This window comes from Hymenobacter sedentarius (assembly GCF_001507645.1).
Classification (GTDB): domain Bacteria; phylum Bacteroidota; class Bacteroidia; order Cytophagales; family Hymenobacteraceae; genus Hymenobacter; species Hymenobacter sedentarius.
Window position 1 is genome coordinate 4,098,811 of the sequence record NZ_CP013909.1, and the last position, 15,560, is coordinate 4,114,370.

Sequence of the window (15,560 nt, forward strand, 5' to 3'; positions counted from 1 at the left end):
GATTACCTCTATATCCTGAATAAAGAAGTTAGGCTTGGTTTGGTGAGTGAATCACGCCTCCTTCCGGAGCCAGTCCCATGGTCGCCCCCTGCTGCAACAGGAAGGCCAGGGCTGGCTCCATTTCGTTTTTAATGGTGCCTTCCAGAATGGCTTCCATCACGGCTTCCTTCAGCTCGCCCACTTGCCGCGAAGGCTTCAGGCCAAAGGTTTCCATAATGATTTCGCCGGTGATAACCGGGCGGAAGCTGCGCAGGTGGTCCTTCTCTTCCACTTCCTTGAGCTTCTCCTCCACCTGCCCGAAATTGCGCAGGTACCGCTCCTTGCGCGTGTGGTCCTTGCTGGTGATGTCGGCCCGGCACAGCAGCATCAGCCGGTCGATGTCCTCGCCGGCTTCGAACAGCAGGCGGCGCACAGCCGAGTCAGTCACGGTTTCCTTCACCAGCGCAATGGGGCGCAGGTGCAGCCGCACCAGCTTTTGCACCATGCGCATCTCCTCGCCCTGGGGCAGCTTGAGCTCGGCGAAGATGCCCGGGACCCAGCGGGCGCCCTTGTCCTCGTGGCCGTGGAAGGTCCAGCCCACGCGCTGGTCGTAGCGCTTGGTGGCGGGCTTGGCGATGTCGTGGAGCACGGCGGCCCAGCGCAGCCAGAGGTCGCCGCCGGCCGCGGCCACGTTGTCCAGCACCTGAAGGGTGTGGTAGAAATTGTCTTTATGGGCGTGCGTGCCCACTTTTTCCACGCCGTGCAGCAGCGCCATCTTCGGAAAGATGAGCTGCAGCAGCCCGGTCTGGAACAGCAGCTTGAAGCCGTAGCTCGGCGTGGGCGACTCGATAATCTTGTTCAGCTCCACCGTAATCCGCTCCTGCGACACAATCTTAATCCGGTCTTTATTCCGGATGATGGCGTCGAACGTATCCGGCTCAATATCGAAATTGAGCTGGCTGGCAAACCGAATGGCGCGCATCATGCGCAGTGGGTCGTCGGAAAACGTCACGTCGGGCCCCAGCGGCGTGCGGATGGTTTTGCTAGCTAGGTCCTTCATGCCCTCGTAGCGGTCCACCAGCGCGCCAAAGTCCTCGGGGTTCAGGCTCAGACCCATGGCGTTGATGGTGAAGTCGCGCCGGGCGAGGTCTTCTTCCAACGTGCCGGCTTCCACCTCGGGCTTGCGCGAGTCGGCGCGGTAGCTTTCCTTCCGGGCCCCTACAAATTCGATTTCGCCGGCCTCCTTGGTAGGCAGCATGGCCGTGCCGAAGTTCTTGAACACCGTGACCCGGCCGCGGCCCGGCAGCTTGGCGCCCACGGCCTGGGCCAGCGCAATGCCGTCGCCCACCGTCACCACGTCAATGTCCTTGCTTTCCCGGCCCAAGGCCAAGTCCCGCACGTAGCCCCCTATAACATAAGCCGGCTGCTGGAGCTCAGCAACTGCTTCGGCAATGGTGCGAAAGATGGGCAATTCGGGCAGTTGGGGCGTCTTCATGGCCGCAAAGTTCGGTGCTGTGCGTTGTACAGCAAGGCTGGTGTCATTGCGAGTGAAGCGCAGCGGAACGCGGCAATCCGTCCTCTCCCTGCGACCAACCTAGAGTTGTGATAAACCTTTTTAAAGCAAAAAGCCCCGACTCTGCACAGAGCCAGGGCTTTTCACATTAGAAGGGCTGGTCGCTGAGACCAGGACGGATTGACGCTGCTTGATACCTGGAATGTCGTGCCTCCTCGCAATGACAGTATCAAAGATTCTACTCCCGCACCACTTCCAGCTTGCCACCCTCGCCCAGGCGCACCACCCGCGAAGGTGCCACGCGGGTTTCATCGTCCTGCCGCCAGTTCACTACATAGTCGACCCCGCGCAGGATTGTGGCATCGATTTCGGAATACACGGCCGGGGCCGGCTCCCCCGCCTTGTTGGCCGACGTGGACACCAGCCCGTGCCCCAGCCGCCGCACCACCTTGTGGCAAAATTCGTCTTTCGTGATGCGCAGTCCCACCGTGCCATCGGGGCCTACCAGCTCGGGCGCCACGGCGCGGCTGGCCGGCAGGATGTAGGTAGTGGGCCGGGTATCGGCCGCCAGCAGCTGCTCCAGTTCTTCCGGCACTTGGGCGGCGTAGCGCTGCAGCATGGCCATATCGGCCACCAGCACAATGCTGGGCTTTCCCTCGGGCCGGCCCTTCAGCTTGTAGAGCTGCTTCACGGCTGGGGGCGACTCGGCGTCGCAGCCCAGGCCCCACACGGTATCGGTGGGGTACAGAATGACCTGTTGGAGCAGCAGGGCATCGACGGCAGCATCTACTTCTTGCTGGAAATATTTCATGGGTGAATGGTTTGGCATAGTTCGACCAATACGCCGGCGGCGCTCTTCGGATGCACAAAGCAAACAAGCTTATTGTCGGCGCCGCGCTTGGGCTTTTCATTTAGCAGCACGAAGCCCTCCGTTTTCAGCCGCGCCATCTCGGCCCGGATGTCATCCACCTCGAAAGCGACGTGGTGAATGCCCTCCGGTTTCTTCGCCAGAAACTTCGTGATGGCACTATCCGGCGACGTGCCGGCCAGCAGTTCAATTTTGGAGCCGCCCACCTTAAAGAAAACCGTATCGACCGCCTCGCTGGCCACGTGTTCCATCTTATAAGGAGCCACGCCGAGCAGCGTGGTGTAGAGGTCGGTGGCAGCCTCCAGGTTGGTTACGGCAAAGCCGAGATGTTCGAGGTTGGTGAACATAGAAGAAAATGGAAACGAAAATGCGGAGGCAAAAGCCGCTGGCCATGGAAATAACGCAGTTTTACCGAGCTTTTTGCGCCACTGCCGAAAGTCCGCGCAATTCCTTATTTAGATTGTATCTACTTTTGTAGGACCAAAGAAAACTGATTGCCTTGTAACCGTGTTCTACAAGGGTCCAGTTATTCGCTGGCCTAACACTCTGCTTTACCGCTGCGCGCAATGCTTAAGCTCCCTATTTACCTCGATAACAACGCCACCACGCCCCTCGACCCGCGGGTACTGGAGGCCATGATGCCTTACCTGACCGAAGTGTTCGGCAACGCGGCTTCGCGCAACCACCCCTTTGGTTGGGCTGCTGAAGAAGCCGTGGACTACTCGCGCGAACAGATTGCCAAGCTCATCAACTGCGACCCCAAGGAGATTATCTTCACTTCGGGCGCTACCGAGTCGGACAACCTGGGCATTAAGGGCGTGTTTGAGATGTACAGCCAGAAAGGCAACCACGTCATCACCGCCACCACCGAGCACAAAGCCGTGCTCGACACCTGCAAGCACATCGAGAAGCTCGGCGGCCGCGTGACCTACCTGCCCGTGAACGAGCAGGGCCTCATCAGCCTCGAAGAGCTTGAAGCCGCTATGACGCCGGAGACTGTCCTGGTCACCATCATGTACGGCAACAACGAGACGGGCACCATTCAGCCCATCCGCGAAATCGCCAAGATTGCCCACAAGCACGGCGCCCTGTTTATGACGGACGGCACCCAGGCAGTAGGTAAAATTCCGGTCGACGTGATGGCCGACGGCATCGATATCATGGCTTTCACGGCTCACAAGATGTACGGCCCCAAGGGCGTAGGCGCGCTGTACGTGCGTCGTAAGAACCCCCGGGTAAAAGTGACCGCCCAGATGGACGGTGGCGGCCACGAGCGCGGCATGCGTTCGGGCACGCTCAACGTACCCGGCATCGTGGGCCTGGGCAAGGCTTGTGAGTTGGCCATGCACGAAATGGTTGCCGACACCGCTCGCCTGAGCGCCATGCGCGACCGCCTCGAAAAGGAACTGACCACGCTGGAAGAAAGCTACGTGAATGGTTCAATTGAGCACCGCCTCCCACACGTTACCAACATCAGCTTCAAGTACGTGGAAGGCGAAGGCCTGATGATGGGCGTGAAAGACTTGGCCGTATCTTCGGGTTCGGCCTGTACTTCGGCCTCCCTGGAGCCCAGCTACGTGCTCAAGGCCCTGGGCCTGAGCGACGACCTGGCCCACTCCTCGCTGCGCTTCGGCCTGAGCCGCTTCACCACCGACGAGCAAATCGACTACGCCATCAACCACGTAAAAGAGGCCGTAACTAAGCTCCGCGAGATGTCGCCCCTGTGGGAGATGTTCAAGGAAGGTGTCGACTTGAGCAAAATCGAGTGGGCGGAACACTAGGTCATTTAACAATTAGCAATTAACATTTATCAGTTGTTCTTGGCTGAAGGTGTTAATTAGCAATTGTTTCTGAACCGTTGAGTGTTAAATGATAATTGTTAACTGTTAATTGAAATAAAAAGCCATGGCTTACTCCGATAAAGTAATTGACCACTACAGCAACCCCCGCAACGTGGGCACGCTGGACAAAAGCAAAAAGAACGTAGGCACCGGCCTGGTGGGTGCTCCTGAGTGCGGCGACGTAATGCGCCTGCAAATTGAGGTAGACGAAGCCACTAATACCATCACCGACGCCAAGTTTAAGACCTTCGGCTGCGGCTCGGCCATTGCTTCTTCGTCGCTCGCTACGGAGTGGCTGAAAGGCAAATCCATCGACGAGGCCCTGGCCATCGACAACATGGAGATTGTGGAAGAGCTGGCCCTGCCGCCCGTAAAAATTCACTGCTCGGTACTGGCCGAGGATGCCATTAAGTCGGCTATCTCGGACTACCGTGTGAAAAACGGTCTGCCTGCACTGGAGCTCGCCCACCACTAGTTTTAAGTGAGGAATGAAGAATGCGGAGTAAAGAATTGGTCGGTTGGGCCAATTCTTTACTCCGCATTCTTCATTCCTCATTTTTTATAGCATGACCGACGAATTCGAAGTTGCCCGCCTACAGCGCGAAATTGAACAGCATCTGGGCATGGAGCCCGGTAACTTGCGGTTTGAGTTCCGGGAAGTAGACGGGCAAACGCGCCTTGACCTGATTACCGTGAACCCACGGCACCACCAAAGTTTTCTGTTTCGCTACGAAACCGGGCGCGACGAGGTGGAATGCCTCCAAAAAATGCAGGACTACGTGCGCAATTTTCGCGACAACGAAAGCTCCTACACGCTCCAGTGGCGGGCTCGCGGCGACAAGGAGCTGCACACCTCCTACTTCCGGGCACACAATGCGTATGAAGCACTGGACAAGCTCTATTTCGGCCGCGACCTGAATACCATCACCGTATTCAGCGTGGTCTTGAACCCGAGTTCCTAAGCGCCTAAATCACTTCTTTGACGGGCCAGTGAACAAAGAAATGCGGGAGCTTGTTTATAATGTGTCTAAATTGCGCCTCCGTTTGACTTACCAGTGAGTTGAGCCTTGCGCTACTGCTACCGCCATGATTACCGTTTCTGATAAAGCCAAAGAGAAAGTGACGCGCCTGATTCAAGACGCGCACCTTGACGCTACCTATCGCCTGCGCGCCTCCGTGGCCGGTGGCGGCTGCTCGGGCCTGAGCTACAAGCTGGATTTCGACAACGAAGTGCGGCCCATGGATCAGGAGTTCGAAGACAAAGGCGTACGCGTGGTAGTGGACATGAAGAGCTTCCTCTACCTGGCCGGCACCGAGCTGGATTTCTCCGACGGCCTCAACGGCAAGGGCTTCCAGTTCAACAACCCCAACGCCTCGCGCGAGTGTGGCTGCGGCGAGAGTTTCTCGGTTTAAGCCTCGCGGCCTCCGCATAAGAGCTAGCTTACCTCAAAACAAAACGGCCCCGTGCATGATGCACGGGGCCGTTTTGTTTTGAGGTAAGCTGGTCTATTCTTTAATGAATTTGCGCACCACCCGCCCTTGGGCAGTTTGCAGTTCGAGCAAATAGACGCCAGGCAGTAGTTTGCTTACTTCCACAACAGCGGTGCCGGCTTCGGCAATGCCCCTCATCTGCACTTGCCCTACTTGGTTGAGTACGTGGTAAGGAGTGGTAGTGGTTGCCATGAAGCTAACCAGGCTCTTTGCTGGGTTGGGGTAAAGAACCACCTCAGTGCTGACGCCGGGCGAACTCACGGTAACAATTGGCGAAAATGCCACTTTGCCATCGTTATCCACCTGCCGCAAGCGGTAATAGAGCACACCGACCGGGGCCTTTTCATCGTGGAAAGCGTAGGTGTTTGGTACCGTACTGTTACCATGAGCTTCCACCTTGCCAACCGTGACGAACTCACTGCCGGTAAGGCTGCGCTGCAACTCGAAGTAGGCGCTGTTCTTCTCACTAGCCGTAGCCCAGCGCACGGCAACGGCGTTTGCTTGGCGCCGGGCCGTGAAACTGGTGAGCTCCACCGGTAGTGGATTTATAGCAGTCCCGAGGTTGGTGTTACTGCTGGTGGAGCCAAGAGCAAAATCCGCAGGACTTGTCAGAACATCAAAAAACTTAGACGACACGGTGCCCGATACAAACGAGCCAAAGGGGGAACTAGGGGAACCGGTATCAGCAGTATTGGTGAGATTAATCCAGGAGTTAGAAGAAATGGAGGAACGGGACGCCACCACAAAACCTGGGTCAGTGGGGTCGTTTACCCCATCGTCGGGCCCGAAGGAGAGCGTGATTTTGCCACTGGTGTTGCTGTTAGCTTGGTTCGATGAGGTGAGCCGGTACCACCGCACCCGGGAAACGCGTTTGAGGGGCGTAAGATTTATAAGGCTAAATCCGGACATTGCCCCTCCGGGGCTCCCCTCCATCTGCTCGGCGGTGTAAGTGCTTTCGGCCGTTTGCGTAAGCCGGAACGTTAGCGGGCGGTAGGCATTCCCTTTACCGATTGGCATCAGGAAATCGGTGTTTGTACTTACTACACCAATGACACGGGCTAACGGGCCGTTCACAAAGCTGTTATCATTGCCGCCACTTAGCAAGGCGGTGCTACTCAGCGTCAACAGGTTAGTTGCATCCGTGGTCACTTTGCCATTGGCAAGGGTGAGCTGATTTTTCAGGGTAATAGGCCGTTGAAGCACCACACCAGCTGGGTTGTCAATTGTCACTTGGGCAAAATCGCCGAGTGTAAGGGCTGCTGCCCCAGCGGTGCCACCAATTGTCTGCGCGGTGGTGCCATTGAACTGGACCACCGTAGCGCTAGCTGGACCGAATGTAAGGGTGCTGGTGCCGTTTACCAGCACATTGCCCTTGATGTTAACGCCGCCGGTCGCATTGATGGCAATAGTGCCTTTTGCAACAATTAGGTTGCCCGTAAAAGTCACAGGAAATGATATAGTTGCGGTATTCGTGTTGGCGATATTGTATTCGAACGAGCCATACGTACGGCCGCTGAATCCTGCCTGGGTGTACCCGGTTGGAGCAAATAAATAATAGCTAGCTGGCTCGAAGGTCGTAACGCTACTGGGCTGACCTAACGCGAAGGGCGCCGAACCGGAATATTGCTCGTAACGTGAGCCATTGTGAAACACTACGGAATTTTGCAGAGCAGTTGAATTCCCAAAAGCATAACCAGAAAAGTTCTGCCCGCCGGTGAACACACTGCCGCTTACAAATTCGATGCTGTTGGTACCACTGCCCTGCAGATGATGCGCTGCATTAACGTTATTCACCCCCTCAAAAACCAATTTACCAGCAATCGTAGCCGTGGCACCAGCATTCAATAGCATTACGGCGCCTGCTGCGGCAACACCGATGTTTGTCACCGTCAGAGAGGAACCGGCGGCAATAATGAAATCAGCACCCGAAGCAATGTTGTTGATGTTCAGCGTACGGTCAGCATCGATACTGAACGTTGCGTTCACATTACTAATGAACTGCAGTTGCCCAACGGTTTCGGGCGAGACAAAGTCTAATGTGACTTTGGCGGCCGGTGTCACAGCACCGTCAAACACTAATATATCTGTGGCTTGGGGCGCGCTACGGGCTGGTTGCCAATTCCCAGGCGTAGCCCATGAGCCATCAGCAGTGGCGCCAGTCCAGGTGTAAGTAGTAGTTGAGGTAGTTAAAGTAGCATTGCTAATGCTTGAGCTGAATGGCGACTCTGTTTCAATTGGCGACGACCAAGCCAAAAGTGGAAATAGAATACCGAAGTACAGCACGACGCATCGGCCGGCCTGGCTAAATAAAGTGGTTGACGTACTCTGCATAGAAAGCGTTTAATGTTTTTAAAAGGACACCGGCAGGCAAACACCTTGAATTACAACAGGCACTTGAGTCTTTTATTTGTGATAGTGCAATTATTATATGGTTATGAAAAGTTCCGAAGCAAGCCATATAGCGATACGACCATCCAGCACCGCACTGCTTGTTCACTGCAGCATTTTAATCAGTTTGCAGGTTACGAAGAGGCAATACCCGGAGGCTCCTAAGGAAAGTGAAAATTATTGAGCAACGATGCTATTTTAAAGAAGAAAACCTCTTATTTCTCTGTCTTTTAACAACTAGAAAACCACTTGTCGCACTGGCCTGCAAGTGCGAGTACATGCTCCGATGCTGAGCTGCAACTGTGGCGTTTAGATCCGCAAGCAGAATCTGAACTTTCAGCCTAAAAAATATTCGGTCAGGACTGTAGGTATTCTTACGCCAGCTCAAGTCTCCGAAAAATTAGTGCCTGTCATTCCGCATCGGTAGCGGGGGCTGGGTGCTGCTACCAGCGGGCGAACCCTGCTGGGTGGATGGCCACAACCAGTTCGCTTAAACCGGGTAAGAATGACAAGACTTAGGTCAGGAATGGCGTAAGATTAAAGGTTTTTGACCGCCCGCAGCCACTTTACTAAAGGCCGCATTGATGGCTATTGGCAGTTTCAGCCGGGGCAAGGCTGGGGCCGCTGCGGCGGGGACGGGACTGAGCGCCCGGATGATATCCTCGGTAAGGGCACACTGGCGGTGGTGCGAGTAGCGCCAGCGCTCGAGTTGGGCTAGCTCTACGCGGGCGCGGGTGGGCGCCGGCTCGTCGCTGCAGCGCCGCACGGCGCGGGCGCAGGCGGCCACGTCGCCGCGCAGGTACAGCAGGCCGGTTTTGCCGTGCTGCACCAGCTCTACGGTGCCGCCGGTGGCGGTGGCCACTACAGGCACGCCGGCGGCCATGGCTTCGAGGGTGACCATGCCGTAGGTTTCGTTTTCGGAGGCCAGCACGAACACATCAATGGCTTTATAAAAAACACTGGGGTTGGCGCGGAAGCCCCGGAAATGCACCCGGTCTTGCAGCCCCAACCGGACCACTTGCTGCTTGAGCTGCTCATAGTAAGCTTCGCCCTCGTTGCGCGTAGATTCTCCCATGATGAGCAGGCTCGCGTCGTGGTTGAGTTGGGTGCGCAAGTGGTGCAACACCTCAATGACAAAGGCCTGCCCTTTGCCGGCGTCGAGGCGCCCTAGGATGCCCAGCAGGCGGCCGTGCTCGGGCAGGTCCAGTTCCTGGCGGGCCTGGGCCGTGGTGCGGGTGGGCGCGGCAAACTGCTCCAGCGGCAGCCCCAGCGGCACAATGTGCAGGCGTTGGGTTTCGAAGCGGGTGAGGCGGGCTACTTCCTGCGCCAGGCCCGGCAAAGGCGTCAGCCAGGCATCGACCAGACGAAAGCGCAGCGTGTGCACCAGGCTGCGCTTGGGTCGCCCCAATTGCATGTGCTGCTGGTATATCACCCGCAGCCGGCCACCCATTAAGGTTTTGACCAAGGTGGCGAGCGCGAGGTCCTTGTTCTGCGTCACGACCAGCACCTCAATGTGCAGGCGCTCAAGCTGCTCCTTTAGGGCCCAGGCGGTGAGCGGCAGCTTCAAGCCGCGGCGCACGGCCAATATTTCCATCGGCACAAACCATTCTTCGGACAACTTGGCCAAGGGCGTAGCGGGCGGCGCAAAAAAGGTGATGCGCCAGCCGCGCTCCTGCATCCAACCCGCAAATTTTAAGCTATTCAGTTCCAGCCCGCCCAAGCTTCCGGAGAGGCAGAGTACGGCCAGTTGCGGCGTGGCTTCGTGCTCGGCATGTTGGCCAAGTAAGCTTTCGAATTCCGTTTGGTATTTCATAGGAAAGGCAGGAGAGAACGAGTAGAGCGCGGGTGCCGGGCCGGTAGCACCCGGTAGAATTGGGCAAAGCAGCGCCCCATTGCGGCCCAAACGGGCCGCAATGGGGCGTGGCAGGCACGCGGTAACAGTAGCTCAGGAAATCAGCTCCAGCGGCTCAGGAACTGCAGAAACGCGTCTTTGTATTGGTCTCCCACCGGGATGGTAACCGCTCCAATCTGGACGGTGAGGCGCCGCACGGCCTCGATTTTGTCCAGGGCGACGATGAACGAGCGGTGGATGCGCATGAAGCGCCGGGCGGGCAGTTTCTCTTCCATCGCCTTGAGGCTCATGAGGGAGAGCAGGGCACGGGGGGTGCTTTTGAGGTGCACTTTGACGTAGTCCTTCAGGCCTTCGACGTAGAGAATGTCGCTCAGGGCCACGCGTACCAGTTGGTATTCGGCTTTGAGAAAGAGGTATTCTTCTTCCTCAGGGCCGGCCGTAGGGGCGCCGGTGGCGTGCTGGGCCGTGAGCTCGGCGTAGGCGCGGGCTTTGCCAGCGGCCCGCAGAAATTCCTCGTAGTTGAATGGCTTCACGAGGTAGTCGAGGGCGTCGACGCGGTAGCCGTCGAGGGCGTACTGGCTGTAGGCGGTGGTGAAGATGACACGCGGGCCGGTGGGGCCCAGCACGCGGGCCAGCTCCAGGCCGTTGAGCTCCTGCATTTGGATGTCGAGAAACGCCAGCTCCACCACGCCGGGGTTTTCGTGCAGGTACTTCAGGGCTTCTACCGCGCTGCCAAACCGCCCAACCAGGTCTAAAAACGGCGTTTTTTCGATAAACGACGCGACCAGGCCCAGGGCCAGCGGCTCGTCGTCGACGGCGATGCATTTGAGGGGCGGCAGGCTGCTCATGCGACGTGTAAGGTTAAGTGAACCCGAAACTCGTTGGTGGCCGTGTGGTCGTCGACCAGCAGGTTGAACTGGCCGGGATACAGCAAATCGAGGCGGCGGCGGGTGTTGGCCAGCCCAATTCCGTTGCTGCCCGACAAGTCGGTGGAGGGCAACGTGAGGCGGGTGTTGCGCACTTCCAGCTCCACTACGTCGGGCGCAGGCTGGCGCAGGGCAATGTAAATGGAGCTGGATTGCGTAGCGGCCACGCCGTGCTTGAAGGCATTTTCGAGGAACGGTAGCAGCAGCATGGGCGCCACGGGCACGTCGCGCACGGGCTCGGGGCGCTCGAAGGTGACGGTCACCCGGTCGTCGAGCCGTAGCTGCATTAGCGTGATGTAGTCCTGCACGAAGGCAATTTCCTGGCTCAACAACGTGAAGCCGCCGGCGGTGTCGTAGAGCACGTAGCGCATCATGCGCGAGAGCCGGTGAATGGCCGTACGGGCCTGCTCGCCGTCGAGCAGCGTGAGGGCGTAGATGTTGTTGAGGGTGTTGAAGAAGAAGTGCGGGTTGATCTGAGCCTTCAGCACCGACAGCTCGGAGCTAACCCGCTGCTGCTCCAGCATCTGGCGGATTTGAGCGTCTTTCTGCCACTTCTGAACCACTGTGGTACTGGTGCTGATGCCCAGCACAAACATGGTGGTGAGCAGGCCCATCGTGTCGATGCGCGGGCCGTTGCGGCCCAGCCGGGGCCGGCCCGCGGCGGCCCGAAACGCCTTGTCCATCAGCTCGGGCAGGTTCAGGGCCGACTCCAGAAACTTGCTGAAAAACAGCACCGCCACCGTGGTGGCCACCAGCGCCAGCACAAATAACTCGGTGCGCCCCTGAAACAGAAACCGGGGCACGCTCACCTTGGCAGTGAAGTAGAACGTGGCAATCCAGACGCAGAACATCAGCCCCTGCTTCAGCCAAAACTGCGGAGGCATGGTGAGCCGGCCCGTAAGGGGCTGAAACAACAAAAACGTGAGCCCGAACAGCCCCCACACCAGCACGTGAATCAGCGGGGTGAGGAAACGTCGGGGAGTGAGAACGGCCATAGGAAAGCAAAGAATCGAAGCAAACATACCAAAGGCCCGAACCCAACGCCTGGCCAAACCGACCGCAAGCGGTAATCTATCGACCGCGGGTAAGGTTTTACCGTTCAGCCCAGCCCTCACACTCCCCTCCTTACCAAGGAGGGGACGCTCAACTGCCAAGTTGAGCTGGGGTGGTTGTGGGCGTTGCACGATGGAAGCATAATAGCAGAACGACTTGGGCTGGAGTCGTTCGGGTATCGTGCAACGAATCCAACCACCCCCGTCCGAACCTGCGGCTGAACATCCCCTCCTTAGTAAGGAGGGGAGTGTGGGGCAAAGTCCAACACAGAAACCCCGAACTTGCGGCCATGATTCGTCAGTTCCTGCTGCTTGTGCTACTTTTTGCCGCTCCCACCGCTCCGGCCCAGTCCCTCCCCGACTACGCGAAGTACCCCACCTACAACGGCCCCGACCTGGGCCTGACCTGGCGAGCCGGCCAGGCCACCCTCCGCGTGTGGGCGCCGACCGCCGAGGCGCTGCACCTGCGCCTCTACACCGCGGGCACGGGCGGTGCCCCCACAGCCGACCATCTCATGCGCAAGGCCGAAGGCGGCACCTGGACCTGCACCCTGCCCGCCGGCACCACCGGCTTCTACTCGGTGCAGGCCACCATTAAGGGAAAGGCCATGGCCGAAGTGGCCGACCCGTACGCCCACGCCGTGGGCCTGAACGGGCAGCGCGGCGCCGTGCTCAACCCCGCCTCCGCGCAGCCCCCCGGCTGGTCCGACGACCTACGCCCGGCCCTGAAGCAGCCCACCGACATTGTGATTGGCGAAGTGCACGTGCGCGATTTGAGCATGCACCCGCAGTCGGGCATCCGGGAGAAGGGCAAGTTTCTGGGCGTGGCCCAACTCGGCACCCGCGGCCCGAATGGCGTGACCACCGGCCTCGACCACCTCGTGGAGCTGGGCCTAACCCACGTGCACCTGCTGCCGACTAACGACTTTGCCTCCATCGACGAAGCCGCGCCCGCCAGTGCCAACCGCTACAACTGGGGCTATGACCCGCTGAACTACACCGTATCCGAAGGTACCTACGCCACCGATGCCGCCGACCCCGCCGTGCGCATCCGCGAGTTCAAGCAGCTGGTGGGGAACCTGCACAGCCAGGGCCTGCGCGTGGTACTCGACGTGGTGTACAACCACACGTCTAACGCTGCCCGCAGCGCCTTCGAGCAGCTGGTACCCGGCTACTACTACCGCCACAACCCCGACGGCAGCCTGAGCAACGCCACCGCCTGCGGCAACGAAGTGGCCTCCGAGCGGCCCATGGTGCGCAAGCTTATCGTGGAATCGGTGGCGTACTGGGCCCGCGAATACCACGCCGACGGCTTCCGGTTCGACCTGATGGGCGTGCTCGACATTGAAACCATGCGCGCCTTACGCGTGGCCCTCGACCTGCAGGACCACAGCATTTTCGTGTACGGCGAAGGCTGGACCGCCGGCCCCTCGCCCCTGCCCGAAGCCCGCCGCGCCGTGAAAGCCAACATGCCCAAGCTACCCCGCATCGCAGCCTTTGGCGACGAGCTGCGCGACGGCGTGAAGGGCCACTACGCCCGCCAAAACGAGCCGGGCTTTGCCAGCGGCCAGCCTGGGCTGGAGGAAAGCGTGAAGTTCGGCATCGTGGCCGCCACCCAGCACCCGCAGCTCAATTATGCCAAGGTGAACTACTCCAAAGCGCCCTGGGCATCGTCGCCGGCCCAGGCCATCAACTATGTGGCCTGCCACGACGACCGGGTGCTCTGGGACAAGCTCACCGTATCGAACCCCGGCGCCTCCGAAGCGGAGCTCATCAAGATGGATTTGCTGAGCAACACCATTGTGTTTACCTCGCAGGGAGTGCCGTTTTTGCCAGTTGGCGATGAGTTTTTGCGCACCAAAGGCGGCTCACACAATTCTTATAATCAGCCGGATAGCGTCAATCAGCTCGACTGGGGCCGGAAGGCCAAGTACCAGGCGGTGTTTGAGTTCTACCGCCGCCTCATTGCCTTGCGCAGCGCTCACCCTGCCTTTCGCCTGCCCACCGCGGAGCTGATTCAGGAGCACCTGGAGTTTCTGCCCAACCTGCCCGCCGGCACCATTGCCTACCGCCTGAAAGACCACGCCGGCGGCGATAAATGGCAGAATATTGTGGTGCTGTTTAATGGCAACCGCACGGCAGTAAACATGCCGATTCCGGATGGCAAATACACAGTGATTTTGCGCGGCGACCAGCTCAACGAGAAGGGCCTGGGCAAAGTGGAGCAGGCCGGCGCCGCGCTGCAGCTGCCCGCCAGCACGGCCATGATTCTGGTGCAATAAGGCTGCGACGCGTAGGAGCCGACAGCAGCCGGAGCAGCTGGTGTTGGCTGGAAGCGGCGGCCGGCACTCCCCGCTTCCATGTGGTGTTAGCGTCTGGATTGTGTACCCGATTTGCGGCATAGCCTTGCCAACGAACCTTGCCCGAGATAAGCTCAAGGCAACGCGAAGCAGCTGAGCTACCCTCGGATTCGTAGCCAGGCTTTGGGAAAAGCCAGAAAAGCACATCAAAGAACTCACACCCTGCGTTATACCCAAAGCCTTATTATCCGCCTTCGCCATGAAACATGTTGTCACCCTTACGCTAAGCCCGGCCATCGACAAGAGCACGTCGGTGCCCCAGCTGGTGCCCGAGCAAAAGCTTCGCTGCGAACAGCCCAAAGTAGAGCCCGGCGGCGGCGGCATCAACGTGGCCCGGGCTCTGAAGCGGCTGGGGTTGGATTGCCAGGCCGTGTTTGTGGCCGGTGGCCCTCCCGGCGAAGTCCTGAAGCAGTTGGTGGCACGCGAAGGCATCGAGCAGCACCCCGTGCCCACCGAGGCCTGGACCCGCGAAAACTTCACCGTAGTGGATGCGTCCAACAACCAGCAGTACCGCTTTGGCATGCCCGGCACCGAGCTCATTGCCTCGGAGCAGGCGCAGGTGCTGGCCACCCTGGCCGGCCTTAGCCCGGTGCCCGATGTGCTGGTGGCCAGCGGCAGCCTGCCGCCCGGCGTGGCCCCCGAATTTATGGGCGAAATTGCCCGGTGGGCCAGCAGCGTCGGGGCCAAGCTAATCGTCGACACGTCGGGCGAGGCCCTGCGGTGCGCAGTGCACGAAGGCGTGTACCTGCTCAAGCCCAACCTGGGCGAGCTGGCCATGCTGGCCGGCACCGATGCGCTCGACAGCGAGTCGGCGGCCGCGGCGGCCCGGTCCATCGTGGAAGCCGGCAAGTGCGAAATCGTTGTGGTTTCGCTGGGCGCGGCGGGAGCCTGCTTCGTCACCCGCGAGGTAGAAGAGCACATTGCGGCCCCGGCCGTTAAGAAACGTAGCACCGTGGGCGCCGGCGACAGCATGGTGGCGGGCATGGTGTACGCGCTGTGCCAGGGCCGCCCCGTGCGCGAGGCCGTGCGCATGGGCGTGGCCTGCGGCTCGGCCGCAACCATGAACTCCGGCACCGAGCTGTTTCACGCCCGCGATGCCGAGCGGCTGTACCAGTGGCTGCTCCAGACCATGCCGCTCCTCGCGCCCGTTCATTGAGCTGAAACTAAGAGTTAACCAAATGAAAAATAGCCTCATGCAGGATGCTGCATGAGGCTCTTAGTGAAGCGGTTTGAATAAATTTGGCTGGAATTAAACGAGGCAAAATGGATGGTTTCTTTTCCGCTTTGCCT

General features: G+C 59.1%; 13 protein-coding genes. 6 read left to right on the plus strand and 7 right to left on the minus strand.

Annotated features, from left to right (window positions below; translation table 11 throughout):
• Window positions 1-28 precede the first annotated feature (28 nt).
• The 3 genes from AUC43_RS16900 to mce all read right to left on the minus strand — a co-directional run bounded on the left by AUC43_RS16900 (window position 29) and on the right by mce (window position 2,707).
• Window positions 29-1,474 carry a CCA tRNA nucleotidyltransferase gene (locus tag AUC43_RS16900; RefSeq protein WP_068196351.1) on the minus strand — a complete coding sequence of 482 codons (1,446 nt, stop codon included), beginning with the start codon at window positions 1,472-1,474 and terminating at the stop codon, window positions 29-31.
• Between the two features lie 256 nt (window positions 1,475-1,730).
• Window positions 1,731-2,303 carry an L-threonylcarbamoyladenylate synthase gene (locus AUC43_RS16905; protein WP_068196353.1) on the minus strand — a complete coding sequence of 191 codons (573 nt, stop codon included), beginning with the start codon at window positions 2,301-2,303 and terminating at the stop codon, window positions 1,731-1,733.
• Window positions 2,300-2,707 carry a methylmalonyl-CoA epimerase gene (gene mce / locus AUC43_RS16910; protein ID WP_068196356.1) on the minus strand — a complete coding sequence of 136 codons (408 nt, stop codon included), beginning with the start codon at window positions 2,705-2,707 and terminating at the stop codon, window positions 2,300-2,302. The genes AUC43_RS16905 and mce overlap by 4 nt, the downstream gene beginning before the upstream one ends.
• 219 nt (window positions 2,708-2,926) lie before the next feature.
• Between mce and AUC43_RS16915 the strand changes: the two genes are divergently transcribed.
• The 4 genes from AUC43_RS16915 to AUC43_RS16930 all read left to right on the plus strand — a co-directional run bounded on the left by AUC43_RS16915 (window position 2,927) and on the right by AUC43_RS16930 (window position 5,614).
• Entirely contained in the window at window positions 2,927-4,141 is a 1,215-nt protein-coding gene (locus AUC43_RS16915) for an IscS subfamily cysteine desulfurase (protein WP_068196359.1), read from the plus strand.
• Between the two features lie 124 nt (window positions 4,142-4,265).
• Window positions 4,266-4,676 (plus strand): Fe-S cluster assembly scaffold IscU, encoded by a 411-nt coding sequence (iscU, locus tag AUC43_RS16920; protein WP_046244756.1) that lies wholly within the window; start codon window positions 4,266-4,268, stop codon window positions 4,674-4,676.
• Between the two features lie 91 nt (window positions 4,677-4,767).
• The gene (locus tag AUC43_RS16925) at window positions 4,768-5,163 is read left to right on the plus strand and encodes a hypothetical protein (RefSeq protein WP_068196361.1); all 396 of its coding nucleotides are present in this window, start codon (window positions 4,768-4,770) and stop codon (window positions 5,161-5,163) included.
• A gap of 124 nt (window positions 5,164-5,287) precedes the next feature.
• Complete coding sequence (locus tag AUC43_RS16930; RefSeq protein ID WP_068196363.1) at window positions 5,288-5,614, plus strand: HesB/IscA family protein; 327 nt, start codon at window positions 5,288-5,290, stop codon at window positions 5,612-5,614.
• 93 nt (window positions 5,615-5,707) lie between these two features.
• Here the strand turns inward: AUC43_RS16930 and AUC43_RS16935 are convergent, their stop codons facing one another.
• From AUC43_RS16935 to AUC43_RS16950, 4 genes are all read right to left on the minus strand, one after another.
• The gene (locus AUC43_RS16935; protein ID WP_157781142.1) at window positions 5,708-7,768 is read right to left on the minus strand and encodes a T9SS type A sorting domain-containing protein; all 2,061 of its coding nucleotides are present in this window, start codon (window positions 7,766-7,768) and stop codon (window positions 5,708-5,710) included.
• Window positions 7,769-8,600: 832 nt separating this feature from the next.
• Window positions 8,601-9,893 carry a glycosyltransferase family 4 protein gene (locus AUC43_RS16940; protein ID WP_068196369.1) on the minus strand — a complete coding sequence of 431 codons (1,293 nt, stop codon included), beginning with the start codon at window positions 9,891-9,893 and terminating at the stop codon, window positions 8,601-8,603.
• A gap of 140 nt (window positions 9,894-10,033) precedes the next feature.
• Window positions 10,034-10,780 carry a LytR/AlgR family response regulator transcription factor gene (locus AUC43_RS16945; RefSeq protein WP_068196372.1) on the minus strand — a complete coding sequence of 249 codons (747 nt, stop codon included), beginning with the start codon at window positions 10,778-10,780 and terminating at the stop codon, window positions 10,034-10,036.
• Window positions 10,777-11,853: a sensor histidine kinase gene (locus AUC43_RS16950; protein WP_068196377.1), complete on the minus strand. Its 1,077-nt coding sequence runs from the start codon at window positions 11,851-11,853 to the stop codon at window positions 10,777-10,779. The genes AUC43_RS16945 and AUC43_RS16950 overlap by 4 nt, the downstream gene beginning before the upstream one ends.
• Window positions 11,854-12,200: 347 nt before the next feature.
• On the opposite strand from AUC43_RS16950, the gene pulA reads away from it, so the two are divergent.
• Window positions 12,201-14,192, plus strand: a complete 1,992-nt coding sequence (gene pulA, locus AUC43_RS16955) for a type I pullulanase (RefSeq protein ID WP_068196381.1) — start codon at window positions 12,201-12,203, stop codon at window positions 14,190-14,192.
• A gap of 277 nt (window positions 14,193-14,469) precedes the next feature.
• Window positions 14,470-15,426, plus strand: coding sequence for a 1-phosphofructokinase family hexose kinase (locus AUC43_RS16960; RefSeq protein ID WP_068196384.1), 957 nt, complete (start codon window positions 14,470-14,472; stop codon window positions 15,424-15,426).
• Window positions 15,427-15,560 lie beyond the last annotated feature (134 nt).

Coding starts and splice junctions, on each gene's coding strand:
- AUC43_RS16900 (WP_068196351.1), bottom strand. CDS start 1,474: ATGAAGACGCCCCAACTGCCCGAATTGCCCATCTTTCGCACCATTGCC.
- AUC43_RS16905 (WP_068196353.1), bottom strand. CDS start 2,303: ATGAAATATTTCCAGCAAGAAGTAGATGCTGCCGTCGATGCCCTGCTG.
- mce (WP_068196356.1), bottom strand. CDS start 2,707: ATGTTCACCAACCTCGAACATCTCGGCTTTGCCGTAACCAACCTGGAG.
- AUC43_RS16915 (WP_068196359.1), top strand. CDS start 2,927: ATGCTTAAGCTCCCTATTTACCTCGATAACAACGCCACCACGCCCCTC.
- iscU (WP_046244756.1), top strand. CDS start 4,266: ATGGCTTACTCCGATAAAGTAATTGACCACTACAGCAACCCCCGCAAC.
- AUC43_RS16925 (WP_068196361.1), top strand. CDS start 4,768: ATGACCGACGAATTCGAAGTTGCCCGCCTACAGCGCGAAATTGAACAG.
- AUC43_RS16930 (WP_068196363.1), top strand. CDS start 5,288: ATGATTACCGTTTCTGATAAAGCCAAAGAGAAAGTGACGCGCCTGATT.
- AUC43_RS16940 (WP_068196369.1), bottom strand. CDS start 9,893: ATGAAATACCAAACGGAATTCGAAAGCTTACTTGGCCAACATGCCGAG.
- AUC43_RS16945 (WP_068196372.1), bottom strand. CDS start 10,780: ATGAGCAGCCTGCCGCCCCTCAAATGCATCGCCGTCGACGACGAGCCG.
- AUC43_RS16950 (WP_068196377.1), bottom strand. CDS start 11,853: ATGGCCGTTCTCACTCCCCGACGTTTCCTCACCCCGCTGATTCACGTG.
- pulA (WP_068196381.1), top strand. CDS start 12,201: ATGATTCGTCAGTTCCTGCTGCTTGTGCTACTTTTTGCCGCTCCCACC.
- AUC43_RS16960 (WP_068196384.1), top strand. CDS start 14,470: ATGAAACATGTTGTCACCCTTACGCTAAGCCCGGCCATCGACAAGAGC.